The following is a 16,344-nucleotide window of genomic DNA, read 5'->3' as shown; positions in this document are numbered from 1 at the left end:
AACAAGAAAAAATGATTATATCTAGCGAGTTAAAAACTTTTAAATTTTCTTTAACGCCATATAATTAAAGGGTTTGTTACTTTTAAAAAAGAATTATGAAGATGAAAATTTACATAGGGTTAATTGTTGTTTTATCGGGTTATTTTAGTTTTTCTCAAAACCAGGAGATAGAGCAATTAAAAAAAGAAAGAGTGGCCACCGATTTGGTTTATAAAGCCAATGAATTGGTGCAAAACGAAAACTATATATCAGCTGAAATGGAGTACAGAAGAGCTATTTCTAATGCTCCAAGTAAAGCTGTCGGTGCATATAACCTTGCCAACACGTATTACAAGAATGGAAACTACGACGAAGCCCTATTTAGAACTCAAGAAGCGGTCGAAAATGCGCAAACCAAAGACGAAAAACACAGAGCTTACCATAATCTTGGCAATATTTTAATGCAAGAAGACAATTGTAAAGAAGCAGTAGAAGCTTTTAAAAATGCTTTAAGGAATAATCCCTCAGACGAAGAAACAAGATATAATTTTGCTCTGGCAAAAGAATGTGCAGAGCAACAAAAAGATGGTGGTGGTGAAGACAATAAAAAGGACGAGAATAAAGAAGAAGAAAAAGACAAAGAGAAGGAAGAAAAGAAAGAAGACGAAAATAAAGACAATAAAGACAAAAAAGACGAAGGAGACGACGATAAAAAGGAAGGGGATAAAGAGCAAGACGACAAAGGTAAACCACAAGATGATAAGAAAAACAACGGTGATAAGGAGAATGAAAAAAAAGACCCAAACCAAAAGTCTAAACCAAAGCCAGGACAGATGTCTCCTCAGCAAATGAAAAACATTCTAGAAGCCATGCAAAATCAAGAACAAAAAGTTCAACAAAAAATTAATGCAGAAAAGCAAAAAGGAGCTAAAGTAAGGACAGAAAAAGATTGGTAGTTTAGAAAAAAGTTGCTTATCATTATTGCCTGTAAAAATGAAAATCATCAAAAACATAACAATAGTATTATTCCTACTTGCATCAAGTCTAACCTACGCTCAAGTAAAATTTGAAGCTAAGGTTAGTAAGCAAAAGTTAGGTGTTAATGAGCGCTTGCGTATTGATTTTGAGATGAATCAAGATGGAGACAATTTTGTACCTCCCAACTTTGATGATTTTACAGTTGTTGGTGGTCCCAACACCTCTTTAAAAAACATGTATGTCAATGGTAAAAGAACCTACAAAAAAACCTACAGCTATTTCTTGGCGCCAAAAAAAAAAGGTAAGTTTACAATAAAGCAAGCTACCATAGAGATTGATGGTGAGGTTTATAAAACGTTTCCTGTAACGGTGACTGTAACAGCCGCAGTAGATAAGCCAAATGGTCCACCAGATGCAGCAGATATTGCTTCTGATAAAATTCATTTAGTGGCTGAGGTATCTAACGGCAATCCTTATTTAAACGAGCCAACAACAGTAGTCTATAAACTATATGTATCTACAGAGGTCGGAATAAGTAGTAATTGGCGAGAAAAGCAAACACCAAGATATAACGACTTCTGGAGCCAAAATATCGAAATAAAGGGTTTAAATATTCAAAGAGGAGAGTACAAAGGTGAAGACTACCGTTATGTAGTATTAAGAAAAACGGTTTTATATCCTCAAAAAACCGGTAAATTAAAGTTAGAACCATTAGTTTTAGATATAACGGTCGAAGTACCAACTGGTAGAGCCAATATATTTGGCCAGCAAATAATGACTCAAGTCCCAAAAACCGTTACTGCTGGTAGTAGAACAATTAACGTAAAACCATTACCAGAGCAAGGCAAGCCATCAGATTTTAAAGGAGCAGTGGGTGACTTTGATTTTAAGGTTACAACATCAAAAAATCAATTAGATGCCACAGAGTCACTACAAGCAAAAATTGAAGTTAAAGGTAGAGGAAACCTAAAATTATTTGAACTTCCAAAGTTAAACACGCCAAGTTCTTTAGAGGTTTATGAGCCAGAACACAATGAAAACGTACGCACAGGTTTAGGCGGCATGCAAGGAAGCATTTCTGATACCTACACCATTGTACCTCAATATCGCGGTAAATACCCAATACCACCTATATCATTTTCATATTTCGATCTTAAGTCAGAAACCTACAAGCGTATCACATCAGATGAGATCATTATAGATGTTGTAAATGGACCCATAGCTTCAGTAGAAAATTCAAAAAACACAGTGGCCTCCAATACAAAACAAACTGTAAAACCTAGTGCTAATACCTTTGCTTTTATAAAGACGACTTCTAATTGGGAATCCATGACCAAAAAAAGCTTTTTTAAATCAACGAGTTTTTGGTGCCTGTTATTATTGCCCTTTTTAGCAATTCCGTTAGCAATTATTATAAGGAGAACAAAAGAAAAACGTGATGCTGATGTTGTTGGCACCCGTATAAGAAAAGCAGATCGTTTAGCAAAAAAATACTTAAGTGAGGCCAAGAAAAATTTAGGTCAAAAAGCTTTGTTCTATGAATCGCTAGAAAGAGCACTTCATAATTATTTAAAGGCAAAGCTAAATATAGAAACCAGCGATTTTAATAAAGAGAAGATAGAAGCATTGCTTACAAAAAAACAGGTAAATACCCATGTTGTCACTGAATTTATTTCAATCTTAGAAAGTTGCGAATTGGCAAGATATACACCAATAACCAACGTGACTATGCAAAATGATTATGACAAAGCTGCAAAAACAATTTCATTAATAGACAAACAACTACGAAAATGAAGTATCTTACTGCCTTAATATTTTGTTTTTTTAGCACCATTGTTATTCCTCAAAACGATACGCTTTTTGATCAAGCCAATGCATTGTATAATGATGGTAAGTACGCAGAAGCTATTGATAAATATGAAGCCATTTTAAGTTCGGGCCAACATTCTGCTGAATTATACTTCAATCTAGGAAATGCAAATTATAAACTTAACAATGTAGCACCGAGTATATATTATTACGAAAAAGCATTACTACTAAAACCAAACGATAAAGACATAATAAATAATTTGACAGGCTACGCCAAAAACATGACTGTTGATGCCATAGATACTGTACCTCAGGTAGGATTTTCTAGAATCATTAATAATGTTATCAATTTATTTAGTGTAGATACTTGGGCTCAGATTGCCATAACTGGCGTTATTTTATTTGTAGCCTTATTTTTATTATATCATTTTTCTCATGCAACCTCAAGAAAGAGAATGGCTTTTGTAATAAGTTTAGCAAGCTTGTTTTTTTCTTGTTTTTCAGTAGCCATGGCGTTTCAGAGGCAAAATTTATACAAAAAAGATAATCCTGCCATTGTATTTGCACAAGAATCTAGGGTAAGGTCTGAGGCTAACAAGAGCTCAGAAGAAGTATTTAGACTTCATGAGGGTACCAAAGTACAGGTGTTAGAGACCTATGAAGACTGGAAAAAAATCCAGCTTTCAGATAAATCTACAGGTTGGATCCCTTCAAAAGACATAAAAATCTTAAAGACCTTTTAATATTGTTAACAAAATCATATATTGTAAATGTTATATTTATATATAGCACAACCTATGATTTTAAAAAAAGCTATTGCACTTAGTTTTGTGGTACTATTTACCATGATAATAAGCGCACCTACAATAATCTTATCTTTCGATGATTCGGCAGACGTTTCTGCATTTTTTGGAATGAGCGAAGAAGAGGAAGAACAAGAAGATATAAAACTTCTCTTGGACTACTCGCTAGAGATGTCTGAAGATGCCACGAAAGAAGTGGCCATACCAGTTGATACTAGATATACAGCCAATATCTATCGTAGACCTCACTTAAATTTAATTTCACCACCTCCTGAAAGACCGCTTGTTTAAGTTGTTCAAATCTAACCGTTAAAAAAGGTTTCAAAATTTAATTTTAAAAGACTTAGAGTATTATCTAAGTATAAATAGTATTTATTATGTACAAATCATTAAAAAGCGATATACCGGCAAGTATTGTGGTATTTTTTGTAGCATTGCCATTATGTTTGGGTATTGCTCTAGCTAGTGGAGCACCATTGTTTTCTGGCTTAATAGCAGGAATTATAGGTGGTATTGTCGTTGGTTTTTTAAGTGGTTCTCAAATAGGAGTAAGTGGTCCGGCCGCTGGCCTAGCAGCAATTGTATTAACAGCGATTACCGCATTAGGTGGGTGGGAAAACTTTTTGGTAGCTGTTGTGCTCGGAGGTATAATTCAAATTATTTTCGGGATTCTCAGGCTTGGTATAATAGGGTACTATTTTCCTTCTTCCGTAATTAAAGGAATGCTTACAGGAATAGGTATAATTATAATATTGAAACAAATTCCTCATTTTTTTGGATACGATATAGAACCTGAAGGTGCAGATAGTTTTATAGAACCCTCTGGCGAAAATACGTTTTCAGCAATTCTCTCAGCATTAGATAATATTACCATAGGATCGACTGTAATAGGAGTTATTAGTTTACTCATACTTTTATTGTGGAGTAACATTCTTATAAAAAAAGGGAAGTTTTTTGAAATCGTCCAAGGACCACTTGTTGCTGTAGTGGTAGGAATAATATTCTATTTATTAACTAATGAAAATGAAACATTAGCCATTGAGGTCTCCCACTTGGTGAGTGTACCTGTTCCCGATGGAATAGATTCGTTTATTGGTCAGTTCAGTTTTCCTAATTTTAGTGTAATTACAAGAGGAGATGTAATACTCACCGGTTTTACCATTGCACTAGTAGCATCCTTAGAAACTCTTTTGTGTGTGGAGGCGACCGATAAGTTAGATCCTCATAAGAGAGTAACACCAACCAACAGAGAACTTTTAGCTCAAGGAGCAGGTAATATTGTATCTGGTTTTATTGGTGGTTTACCAATAACTCAAGTTATTGTACGCAGTTCTGCTAATGTGCAATCTGGTGGTCAAACTAAGGCAAGTGCAATTATTCATGGGTTTTTGTTACTTATATCAGTACTTGTTATACCTCGTATATTAAATTATATACCTCTTTCCGTGCTGGCAGCTATACTGTTTATTGTAGGTTACAAATTGGCAAAACCGTCAACATTTAAGGCCATGTATAACGGTGGGTGGATGCAGTTTGTACCCTTTATTGTAACCGTATTGGGAATTGTATTTTTAGATCTTCTAAAAGGAATTGGTCTAGGTCTTGCCATAGGCATATTCATTGTGCTTTACAGAAGCTATAGAAACTCTCACTTCTTACATAAGGAAGGTGAAGATATTGATGATGGCAAAATTAAAATGACGCTAGCTGAAGAAGTTACATTCTTTAATAAAGGTGCCATTTTAAAGGAGTTAGACCGTGTGCCACACAATTCTACTTTAGAGTTAGATGTAAGAAATACCAAATATTTAGATAACGATATTATAGAAATCCTTGAAGATTTTGCATTTAAAGCCAAAGAACGAAATATAAATATTAAATTGTTTTCTGAACGAGGAATAGTTGAAAACCCAGATAGTTTTGTTACATTCTTTAAGGCAAAGAAGAAGGGTTAAAAAACAAAAAAATTATAAAAAATAATGCTTCAAATTTTTGAGCACATAAAATAAATGAAATGAAAGCACATACAAGAGAAACTCAAGCCACGATTACGCCTGAAAAAGCTCTTCAATATCTTAAAGAAGGAAATACTAGATTTCAAAAAAATCAAAAAGCAAATAGAAACTTGCTAGAGCAGGTTAATGATACAGCAAAAGGCCAGTTTCCCTTTGCAACAATTTTGAGTTGTATAGACTCTAGAGTTTCAGCAGAATTGGTTTTTGACCAAGGTTTAGGGGATATTTTTAGTATAAGAATTGCGGGTAATTTTGTAAATCAAGATATACTAGGGAGCATGGAATTTGCTTGCAAGTTAGCAGGTACAAAACTCATTTTGGTATTAGGTCATACAAGTTGTGGTGCAGTTAAAGGAGCCTGTGACCATGCAAGGATGGGTAACTTAACCGCACTTATAAATAAAATAGAGCCAGCTGTCCATGCCGTAGAAGAGCCAGTAGATGAGTCTGCTCGAAATTCTTCTAATTTAGAATTTGTGGATGCCGTTTCAAAAAAGAACATCGAAATGACTTTAGATAATATTAGAAACCAAAGTGTCATTTTGAACGATATGGAGAAAAACGGCGAAATAAAAATCATTGGTGGTATGTACAATATAAGTACTGGTAAAGTAGAGTTTTACACCTAACCTTTTTGCTCTATAACAACTAAAAAAGTCACATTATGTGGCTTTTTTAATTGTTTGCTTTTTTATTGGCCTTTTGCTCTTCCTCGCTCTTTATAAGATTAGGAAAAATCATTGGTGCCAGAGATTTTACAGGTGTATACAAAACACTTTTTTCTAGATCTTCCTTTTCCATAAAAGGTAGTGTGTTGTTTAGTTTATTAAAAACAATGAGTAAGACACTTAGGATGAGACCTATTTTAAGAGCACCAAAGACGCCTCCAAGTAATTTGTTTAAAAGACCCAAAGCAGCAAAATCAGCTAGTTTTGTTAAGGCTTTTCCAGCCAAACTGATAGCCAATACAATAATTACAAACGTTATAGCAAATGCAACAATATTTATGGTTTTTTCGTTCCAGTCTACCTTAGATTCCATTAAATCTGCAGCAAAATAACTAAAGTGAATAGCGCCATATACGCCAAGTACTAGAGCAACTAGCGATGCTATTTCAACAAAGAGCCCTTTAAAAAGACCTCTTATGAATCCAAATAGTAATAGAGCAGCTAAAACAATGTCAATAAAACTCATAAATAAAGCGATTTTGGTAAAAGTACATGATTTTTACCATTTTAAAATAATAACGATTATTGAGAGCTTTTAGTTTATTAACTTTGAAGCCACAATTTGTAAAGCGATTTATGGCAAGAGACGAACAGTTAAAAGAACGATGGGAGTTAGTGGTAGAAAAACTATCTAAGCAATTTGCTGACGGTGATACGCTCGACTTAGATTCTATAATTTACCTCATTGGTGTGCAAGAGCTTGGGCAAATACATCGCGAATACAAAAAAGACCATAAGCTAGATTTAATGCATATAGCCATATGTAAACTTTTAGAACCCTATGGGTTTTATGAGTTTGATTACGTAGATGACGATGGTTGGCCACATTATAAAGTAAAAGAACAGTTACCATTTTTAAAAGCTGGTGAACAAAGTGTGTTGATGAAAGAGGCCATTGTCAACTATTTTGTTGAAATGGAGTATATCGATTGATATTTTTTAAATTTGCAGTCCCAAAATTGAATTACTGAATTAAATTCAGCATAGAGATGATAGATAAGTTAAAAGAGCTGATAGCAGAGGCGGAAGCGTTTTCTGCACAGTCAAAAGAAGAAGTAGAAGCATTTAGAATTAAATATTTAGGATCTAAGGGATTACTAAAACAGTATTTTGCTGAATTCAAAAACGTGGCAAACGAGCAAAAGAAAGAGTTTGGTCAGACCATTAACCAGCTTAAGAAAACTGCAGAGGATAAAGTAAATGCTTTAAAGGAATCTCTAGAAAGCCAAGAAGAGGATAAAGGCATTTATGGTGATTTGTCGCGTCCTGGAGAGCCTATTGCTTTGGGTGCGCGTCATCCTATATCTATCGTTAAGAATCAAATTATTGATATATTTTCACGCATTGGTTTCAATGTTAGTGAAGGTCCAGAAATTGAAGATGATTGGCACAATTTCACAGCTTTAAACTTACCAGAATATCACCCAGCACGCGATATGCAAGATACGTTTTTTATTCAAACCAATCCAGATATCTTATTAAGAACACATACAAGCTCCGTGCAGGTGCGTTATATGGAAAATAATAAACCACCTATTAGAACTATTTCACCTGGTCGCGTGTATCGTAATGAAGCTATTTCGGCACGTTCGCATTGTTTCTTTCATCAAGTAGAAGGCTTATATATAGACAAGGATGTGAGTTTTGCCGATTTAAAACAAACATTGCAATACTTTACAACAGAAATGTTCGGTAAGTCCAAGATTCGTTTACGACCTTCTTATTTTCCGTTTACTGAGCCAAGTGCTGAGGTTGACGTGTATTGGGGACTTGAGACCGAAACAGATTATAAAATTACCAAAGGAACAGGTTGGTTAGAGATTATGGGTTGTGGTATGGTAGATCCTAATGTTTTGGAAAACTGCGGGATTGATTCTAAAGCATATTCTGGATTTGCTTTCGGAATGGGAATCGATAGAATAGCTATGCTATTGAATCAAATCAGTGATATCAGATTGTTAAGTGAAAATGATGTACGCTTTTTAGAACAGTTTAAGTCTGCATTATAATTTTTTGTCATTTCGAGCTTGTCGAGAAATCTAATTTAATTTATCGACTATGTCAAAAGTTATTGCTGCTCATAATTATTATGTCTATATAATAACCAATAAAAACAAAACAGTCCTATATATTGGTGTTACAAATAATTTAGTTGATAGACTTCATTATCACAATAACCCTGAAGCGCATTCCAAATCTTTTTCACATAAATATAAATGCAAACATCTTATCTATTACGAACATTTTTTAGATATTGAAGTTGCAATAAAAAGAGAAAAACAACTTAAACGTTGGAGAAGGTCAAAAAAAGAAGCTTTAATTAACTCTCAAAACCCTAATTGGGATTTTCTTAATGATAAGATTTGAGATTTCTCGACAAGCTCGAAATGACATAGATATCATGAAAAAAGACATTAATATTCCAGAAGTAAAAGATGTACACGTTGCCGTTGTGCAAGAAGAACATTTAGAGTACAAAACGTTAGACTGGAATGCCTACATTATAAATAATAGCGATAAAGATTTAGAGACTGTACTTATTGTTTCGCAAGGAAAATCTGAAACTAAAATGACGCCTCCTATGCGTCATACACTCGCAAAATTACCTGCGCGTAGTTATGCCAAAATTGAGTTTATGCAAGAGAAGGTTTTAGAATTGAATAATTCGTTTAAAGTCACCTTTTTTGAAGGTAACCAAATGTTTGATAAAACCTATGTGTTTAGAAAAAACACTATAAACGAAAAAGCACTTCAAACTATTCCTTTAATGCAGTTGAAGGGTGTATTGGTAAAGTAAAATTCCTGCGAAAGCAGGAATATCTTAATTAAATTCTAGAATTTTTGTCATTCCGTAAATGAGGCAGAATCTATTTTATATGAGATCCTGAACCAAGTTCAGGAAGACAAGCTTTGAGGTTATATTTTTACATTAGATTCCTGTTTTCACAGGAATTTGTTAATCCAGCTTCTCAGTTAGTTTCTGAAAAACCTTTTTAGGGTTCTTGTTTTCATAAAGTATTTCGTAAACCGCATTAATAATAGGTAAGTGTGTCTTCTTTTTGTTCTTTTTGTTGAGTTCAAAAGCACTTTTGGTAGCGTAATACCCTTCAGCAACCATATTCATTTCCATTTGTGCAGATTTTACGGTATAGCCTTTGCCAATCATATTACCAAACATCCTATTTCTAGAAAATACAGAATAACCAGTAACCAATAAATCACCCAAATAAGCAGAATTATTGATGTTACGTTTCATCTTGTGCATTTTCTTAATAAAACGTTTCATTTCACGAATAGAGTTACTCATCAATACACTTTGAAAATTATCACCATAACCAAGTCCGTGCGCAATACCAGCAGCAATAGCGTAAATATTCTTCAGCATAACAGCATATTCTACACCAATAATATCGTCACTAGTTTTGGTTTTTATATAGTCACTAGATAAGTTTTTGGCAATGGCCTTGGCTTTAATGGCATCTGCGCAAGAAATGGTAAGGTAAGATAAGCGCTCTAGGGCAACTTCTTCGGCATGACATGGGCCTGCGATAACCGCAATATTTTCAAACGGAATATTATAAATGTCATGAAAATGCTCACCGACCAACAATCCAGATTCTGGAATGATACCTTTTACAGCAGAGACAATAATTTTATTACTAATATCTAAAGTGAGTTTTTCCAACTCTGAGTGCATAAAAGCAGACGGAATGGCAAAAAACAAGACATCTGCCCATTCAGCAATTTCATTTATATCATTGCTAAGTTTTAATTGCTCTGTATGAAACTCTACTGAGCTTAAGTAGCTTGGATTATGTTGTTCTTTTAATATGTGTTCTTTGGTGTAAACGCTACGCATGTACCAGCCTACTTCATCTAAGTTTTCGCAAAGCATTTTTACAATGGCTGTTGCCCAACTTCCTGCACCAAATACTGCATATTTTTTAGATTCACTCATAGAATATATGTCGATTTTGTATTTCAAAAATACATAAATTAAGTGATTTCCTTTATGAATTATATGTCAGACTGAGCTTGCCTGTACTGAGCGCAGTCGAAGTGTCGAAGTCTTTAGTATTGTTATAGTTTAAATCGCGACGGCAGGCTCAGTAAGGCACTTTACGAAAATTGAATTTTGATGTTTGGCATAGGTTTTGAAATTATAACGATAGTAACCCTAAAAACCGTTGAATTATGAAGACATTGAAATTACTTTTCGGATTTGCGCTTAGTGCTACGCTTCTTACGTCTTGTTACACGGAAGAGTTGCATATTAATGATAATGGACCTGCAATTTCTTTAGATCAATTATTGCATTCCTATGATCTGTGGTATGTAGATATTAATGCAACGCAAGGCTATGGCGAAACCCCTTTTTTACAAATAGCGTTTACCTTAACTTTTGATAATGGCCGCCTTTTTGCTAATAATAATTTGGTTGGCATTGGAAGCCAAGGCAATGGTTTTGGTGTACAAATAGGAAATTATGATGCCTATAATATGATATTAGACGTAAACCATGTGATTGATGGGTTTGATAGTTTTGATGTTTACCAAATAGATCATAATACCATAGAGCTTTACAATCCATTTAATGATACATCTTACTTTTTAGATGGTTATCAAAGATCTACTTTTGATTATGACTTTGTGTTCTATGACAATATTCATTATTTCTTACAAGAGTATGAAGCTTGGGAGAAAGTTTATACAAGCAATTTTGGAGCTATAAACGAGTTTGATAACGAAAACTATCTACAGTTTTTATCTGGTGGAAACGACTCTACATTTAGAAGTTCTCAGGATGTAAATATTAACAATCCAGACAACATATATTGGGATTATACAGGTGTTTATGGTGTAGGTGATGTATCTGGCAATATGTACTTAAAAACTTTAACGTTAGATTATGATTTCTTCAACAATGAATTCTTTGAATTGAGCGTTATTAATGATGGGGCAATAGAGTTGTTTCACCCAAATTCTGGAACCGCATATGAGTTTGAAGGTAGAGGTTATATAGCATACTACAGAAGTTCTGATGCGCAAGGGAATATTGCCAAGCAACTAGAAACGCCTAAAAAGCGTAAACAAAAAACACCTAAGGTAGATAACCTTAGAGAAAATACAAGGAGCTAAATTTTGGTTGGTTATTTAGTTTCAAAAACGCTCAGTCGATACTTGTTGACTGAGCGTTTTCTTTATTTTGAACTCGAGCAATTCTGAAAATTTTAGTGTTTAATCATAATTTACAATTCTTTCAAAACCACCTCTAAATCCTCAAAACCATAAGGTTTAGACATAATAATCTTATCACTGCTTAATAAGAAATACATTGGTGTAGCTGCAATTCCATAGGTTTTTACAATTGGGTTGTCCCATTTGCCCAATCCTATGTTATGAATAAAATTTGGATACTTTTTTATCTCTTCTGTCCATTTAGATGGCTCTTCTTCCAAACCAAAAGCCACCACTTTAATATTGCTTTTATTAGCAACCAAATCTTTAACTTTTGGAAGTTCATTAAGGCAATGCCCACAACCACTACTCCAAAACACAAGTAAATAGTATTCAGATCCTTTAAGATCGTGAAGGCTTGTCGTAGTTTCTGAAGAAACAATTTCAAAATTTGGAGCTTTAGTACCAATAGACGTGTTCTTGTAAGAACTTATAGTTTCTGCTAATACTTTATTACCTGTTTGATTAGCTAAATCTAATAAATGCTTATCGGTAATATAATTAGCAACGTTATGATTTTCTTGCGATACAAAGCGTTGCCATATTATTTCTAATAGATACGTTTTTATATTCAAATCTTTACTATCTATAGCATTAGCAACATCATCTATTAAAGTTTTATAAGTGTCGTTTGTAGGGTTTTCTACCATGTTAAATACATAAGACACCACACGATCTATCAAAAATGTAGAGCTTTGTAAAATATAGTTGCTGAAGTCTATTTGACTGAAATAGTTGTTTTTTACATTTTTAGAATAGGTGTTAAAATCTTCATATTCAGCAGGAATATAAGGTCTATTAGCCATAATAAAGGCAGAAACTAACTTACCTTGCGATGAGTTTTCGTAATTGGTTTGTGTTTCTTTTAAAACATTAAAAACCGACTTAAAACCTTCTTTGTCCTTGCCATCTTTTTCGTAATAATTGGCAATGGTTTGATTGACCATATCCATACTTTTTAGGTACGACGCCCAAAGTTTATTTTCTTCTGACTCTGTAAATTCTACACCGTTTTCTTGGCTGAAATTAAAAGCCACAGTTTCTTTACCATCATAAATAAAATCAAAGTTGTTTTCTTCTGGTGGAATTGCATAAACGATTTTATAAATGCCTGGCGCAGCACTAGAATCTATTTTAATTTCAAATTGTCCCTCGTCATTTAATTCGCCATGACTTATATAATTTGCTCCTTCTGGAGTAGCCTCGTACAAGAATGCATGTGTAAAATCTTCGGATGGTGAAAATGTACCTTTAACGCTTTGTGCAAAAGCTAAAAGAGGAAGAATTAATAGAATCGTAGCTAGTTTTTTCATAATTAGATTTAAAATTTTGTTGCAAAAAAACAACTCCAATAATTAAGCCATAATGGGTTGCAATGCATGTAATGCAGAAGAAACCGAGTTTATCTTCTCAAAAGTAATTAATAATCTTAAACCATTTCTGGTTTGTTTTTCTTTCATTTTGCATTTTGAGGCATTCATTTGTACAAACTGTAAAACTCTACTAAAGTCATTACTTTGATAAAATTTACTTTGCTGATCTTGAATAAAGTAACCGATAAGTTTTCCTTTTTTCATAATGACTTTTTCAAGTCCCATCTTTGTAGCAATCCATTTTAAGCGAACGCTATCAAACAAATCTTGAACTTGCGTTGGCAATTCACCAAAACGATCAATGATTTCAGACTCAAATTTTTGTAATTCTTCTTCTGTTTTTATCTCATTGAGCTTCGTGTACAGATTTAAGCGTTCTGTAATACTGTTAACGTAGTCGTCTGGGAATAGTAACTCAAAATCGGTATCTATGGTAATATCCTTTACGTATTGCTTAGGCTTGCCGTCATCTTTGTATAAGTCCGAAAATTCAGATTCTTTAAGCTCTTCAATGGCTTCATTTAAGATTTTTTGGTACGTATCAAACCCAATATCATTGATAAAACCACTTTGCTCACCACCAAGTAAATCTCCTGCACCACGTATTTCTAAATCCTTCATGGCAATATTAAAGCCGCTACCAAGCTCGGTAAATTGTTCGAGTGCTTGTATACGCTTTCTGGCATCTGTAGTCATGGCAGAATACTCTGGTGTTATGAAATAGCAGAATGCTTTTTTGTTGCTACGGCCTACACGACCGCGCATTTGGTGCAAGTCACTCAGTCCAAAATTATTAGCATTGTTGATAAAAATCGTATTAGCATTAGGAACATCTAGACCACTTTCTACAATGGTTGTACTTACCAAAACATCAAATTCGCCATTCATAAAAGCCAGCATCAATTGTTCTAGCTTTTTTCCATCGAGCTGACCATGACCAATTGCAATCTTGGCATCTGGCACCAAACGTTGAATCATACCAGCCACTTCCTTAATATTCTCTATACGATTATGAATAAAAAACACTTGGCCACCACGTTGAATCTCGTAACTCACAGCATCTCTTATGGTTTCTTCATTAAAACGAATAACATGACTTTCTATAGGATAACGGTTTGGAGGTGGAGTTGTAATAACCGATAGATCTCTTGCAGCCATTAAACTAAACTGTAATGTACGCGGAATAGGTGTTGCTGTAAGTGTGAGTACATCAACATTCTCTTTAATAGTCTTTAACTTTTCCTTTACTGCAACACCAAACTTTTGCTCTTCGTCAACGATGAGCAGTCCTAAATCCTTAAATTTTACAGTTTTATTAGCAAGTTGATGCGTACCAATAATGATATCTAAACCACCTTTTTCTAGATTTTCTAAAGTTTCTCGTTTTTCCTTAGCTGTTCTAAAACGATTGACATAATCTACCGTTACAGGAAAATCTTTTAAACGTTCTTTAAATGTTCTGTAATGTTGATAAGCTAATATAGTTGTAGGTACTAAAACCGCAACTTGTTTACCATTATCTACCGCTTTAAAAGCAGCTCTTATGGCAACTTCAGTTTTACCAAAACCAACATCGCCACAAACTAAACGATCCATTGGTCGTTCGCTTTCCATGTCTGCTTTTATGTCTGCAGTAGACGACACTTGGTCTGGAGTATCTTCATAAATAAATGAAGCTTCTAACTCTAACTGCATATGACTGTCTGGTGCATACTGAAAGCCCTTCTTTAACTTACGTTTGGCGTAGAGTTTAATGAGGTTAAAGGCTATTTCCTTAACACGAGATTTAGTTTTTTGCTTAAGATTTTTCCAGGCTTTACTTCCTAGTTTATAGACCTTAGGTGGTTTACCGTCTTTACCATTAAACTTGGTGATTTTATGTAAAGAATGGATGCTTAAATACAGTACATCACGCTCTCCATAAACCAATTTTATAGCCTCTTGCTTTTTGCCTTCTACATCTATTTTTTGAAGTCCACCAAATCTTCCAATGCCGTGGTCTATGTGCGTAACATAATCTCCAACCTCTAAGTTAGTGAGCTCCTTAAGCGTAATGGCTTGCTTTTTGGCGTAACCGTTTTTTAGATGAAATTTATGATAACGATCAAAAATCTGATGGTCTGTGTAAACCGCAATTTTATTGTCGTGATCTATAAAACCTTGATAAAGCGATAATACGACTGTTTTATAATGAATTTCTTCTTGTTCGGCATCATCAAAAATGTCATGAAAACGTTTGGCCTGCTGCTCACTTACACATGCTATATAACTGGTAATACCGTTAGCATGATTTTCATTTAAGTCTTCAATTAATAGATTAAACTGTTTGTTAAATGATGGTTGAGGCTTGGTGTTGAAAAATATAGTTTTGCTGTCACCTCGAGCGTAGTCGAGAGGTCTTTTTAAATCCGAATACTGAGATGTCTCGACTTCGCTCGACATGACAGAACTAAAATAAGTCGAAGCACCAAACTCAACCAAGATATACTCTAAAAATTGTCGTTTGAGTAATTCTGAATTACAGAATAATTCTTCGGGTGAGGCATGTTTTACTTCGGTCGATAGGTTTTTGAAAGTGTCTTCTGCCTTTTCAAAAAACTCATCAATTTTTGAAAAAATAAATGATGGGTTTTTAGCAAATAAAACCGTCTTGTTAGAAATATATTTTAAAAAGCTTTCTCGCTGCTCTGCAATCTGCTTGTTAGCGACATTTGGAATGATGCTTGCTTTTTTAATGCGCTCTGTAGAAAGTTGCGTTTCTACATCAAAGGTTCTAATACTATCAACTTCATCACCAAAAAACTCAATGCGGTAAGGTTCGTCATGCGAAAATGAAAAGACATCAATAATACCTCCTCTTACAGAAAACTCGCCAGGTTCTGTAACAAAATCTACACGTTTAAATTTATATTCAAAAAGAACTTCGTTTACAAAATCGATACTCAATTCATTACCTACAGCAATCTTTAAAGTGTTTTTTTCTAATTCTTTTTTGGTTACTACTTTTTCAAAAAGCGCATCAGGATAGGTAACAATAATACATGGCTTTTTGCGAGAATTGATGCGGTTAAGCACCTCTGCTCTTAAAAGTACATTGGCATTATTGGTTTCCTCTATTTGGTATGGTCTTCTATAACTGCCAGGATAGAATAAAACATCTTTGTCATTGATAAGCTGTTCTAAATCGTTGAGGTAATAGGCAGCTTCTTCTTTATCATCGAAGATGAGTAAAAACGGTTTTTCAGTAGACTTAAAAACCTCTGAAATAACAATTGACAAAGAAGATCCTACGAGACCTTTTAGGTGGATTTTAGGAGCAGTCTTGCTCTGAGCACAGTCGAAGGGTTGGACAATAGAATTCTGCAGATTTTGCAGTTGCAAAGTCTGTGAAAAGGTTTGCGAGATAAGGGTTTTGCTCACT

The 16,344-nt window shown here is 34.2% G+C and carries 15 protein-coding genes; 11 read left to right on the top strand and 4 right to left on the bottom strand.

Annotation, left to right across the window (positions count from 1 at the left end):
• The first annotated feature begins 95 nt into the window (after nt 1–95).
• The 6 genes from BWZ20_RS08190 (at nt 96) to BWZ20_RS08165 (ending at nt 6,213) form a co-directional block, all read left to right on the top strand.
• Nucleotides 96–935 carry a tetratricopeptide repeat protein gene (locus BWZ20_RS08190; RefSeq protein ID WP_317041665.1) on the top strand — a complete coding sequence of 280 codons (840 nt, stop codon included), beginning with the start codon at nt 96–98 and terminating at the stop codon, nt 933–935.
• Nucleotides 936–972: 37 nt separating this feature from the next.
• On the top strand, nt 973–2,751 hold the full coding sequence (locus BWZ20_RS08185; protein WP_076618797.1) for a BatD family protein: 1,779 nt from the start codon (nt 973–975) through the stop codon (nt 2,749–2,751).
• Nucleotides 2,748–3,509, top strand: a complete 762-nt coding sequence (locus tag BWZ20_RS08180; RefSeq protein ID WP_076618795.1) for a tetratricopeptide repeat protein — start codon at nt 2,748–2,750, stop codon at nt 3,507–3,509. The genes BWZ20_RS08185 and BWZ20_RS08180 overlap by 4 nt, the downstream gene beginning before the upstream one ends.
• Before the next feature lie 27 nt (nt 3,510–3,536).
• A complete protein-coding gene (locus BWZ20_RS08175; protein ID WP_076618793.1) occupies nt 3,537–3,860 on the top strand; it encodes a hypothetical protein in 324 nt (107 codons plus the stop codon).
• A gap of 86 nt (nt 3,861–3,946) precedes the next feature.
• A complete protein-coding gene (locus BWZ20_RS08170) occupies nt 3,947–5,524 on the top strand; it encodes a SulP family inorganic anion transporter (RefSeq protein ID WP_076618791.1) in 1,578 nt (525 codons plus the stop codon).
• 59 nt (nt 5,525–5,583) lie between these two features.
• On the top strand, nt 5,584–6,213 hold the full coding sequence (locus tag BWZ20_RS08165; protein ID WP_076618784.1) for a carbonic anhydrase family protein: 630 nt from the start codon (nt 5,584–5,586) through the stop codon (nt 6,211–6,213).
• A 46-nt stretch (nt 6,214–6,259) separates the two neighbouring features.
• On the opposite strand, the gene BWZ20_RS08160 is transcribed toward BWZ20_RS08165, so the two are convergent.
• Nucleotides 6,260–6,778 (bottom strand): CvpA family protein, encoded by a 519-nt coding sequence (locus BWZ20_RS08160; protein ID WP_076618781.1) that lies wholly within the window; start codon nt 6,776–6,778, stop codon nt 6,260–6,262.
• Between the two features lie 110 nt (nt 6,779–6,888).
• Between BWZ20_RS08160 and BWZ20_RS08155 the strand changes: the two genes are divergently transcribed.
• Genes BWZ20_RS08155 through BWZ20_RS08140 form a run of 4 tightly spaced genes read left to right on the top strand, consistent with a single transcriptional unit; the run spans nt 6,889 to nt 9,109 of the window.
• Nucleotides 6,889–7,245 (top strand): hypothetical protein, encoded by a 357-nt coding sequence (locus tag BWZ20_RS08155; RefSeq protein WP_076618778.1) that lies wholly within the window; start codon nt 6,889–6,891, stop codon nt 7,243–7,245.
• A 56-nt stretch (nt 7,246–7,301) separates the two neighbouring features.
• Nucleotides 7,302–8,321 (top strand): phenylalanine--tRNA ligase subunit alpha, encoded by a 1,020-nt coding sequence (gene pheS, locus BWZ20_RS08150; RefSeq protein ID WP_076618776.1) that lies wholly within the window; start codon nt 7,302–7,304, stop codon nt 8,319–8,321.
• Nucleotides 8,322–8,370: 49 nt separating this feature from the next.
• The gene (locus tag BWZ20_RS08145) at nt 8,371–8,679 is read left to right on the top strand and encodes a GIY-YIG nuclease family protein (RefSeq protein WP_076618773.1); all 309 of its coding nucleotides are present in this window, start codon (nt 8,371–8,373) and stop codon (nt 8,677–8,679) included.
• A 34-nt stretch (nt 8,680–8,713) separates the two neighbouring features.
• Entirely contained in the window at nt 8,714–9,109 is a 396-nt protein-coding gene (locus BWZ20_RS08140) for a hypothetical protein (RefSeq protein ID WP_076621302.1), read from the top strand.
• A gap of 159 nt (nt 9,110–9,268) precedes the next feature.
• Here the strand turns inward: BWZ20_RS08140 and BWZ20_RS08135 are convergent, their stop codons facing one another.
• Nucleotides 9,269–10,270, bottom strand: a complete 1,002-nt coding sequence (locus BWZ20_RS08135) for an NAD(P)H-dependent glycerol-3-phosphate dehydrogenase (protein WP_076618770.1) — start codon at nt 10,268–10,270, stop codon at nt 9,269–9,271.
• A 236-nt stretch (nt 10,271–10,506) separates the two neighbouring features.
• Here BWZ20_RS08135 and BWZ20_RS08130 point away from each other — a divergent pair, with 236 nt between their 5' ends.
• Entirely contained in the window at nt 10,507–11,451 is a 945-nt protein-coding gene (locus BWZ20_RS08130) for a nicotinic acid mononucleotide adenyltransferase (RefSeq protein ID WP_076618767.1), read from the top strand.
• Nucleotides 11,452–11,561: 110 nt separating this feature from the next.
• Here the strand turns inward: BWZ20_RS08130 and BWZ20_RS08125 are convergent, their stop codons facing one another.
• Complete coding sequence (locus BWZ20_RS08125; RefSeq protein ID WP_076618763.1) at nt 11,562–12,863, bottom strand: TlpA family protein disulfide reductase; 1,302 nt, start codon at nt 12,861–12,863, stop codon at nt 11,562–11,564.
• Between the two features lie 42 nt (nt 12,864–12,905).
• Entirely contained in the window at nt 12,906–16,343 is a 3,438-nt protein-coding gene (mfd, locus tag BWZ20_RS08120) for a transcription-repair coupling factor (protein WP_076618759.1), read from the bottom strand.
• Between the last annotated feature and the right edge of the window lies 1 nt (nt 16,344).

Origin of the sequence: Winogradskyella sp. J14-2, assembly GCF_001971725.1 — a bacterium.
In the GTDB taxonomy this organism is placed as follows: domain Bacteria; phylum Bacteroidota; class Bacteroidia; order Flavobacteriales; family Flavobacteriaceae; genus Winogradskyella.
This window is presented reverse-complemented; position numbering and strand designations above follow the sequence as displayed.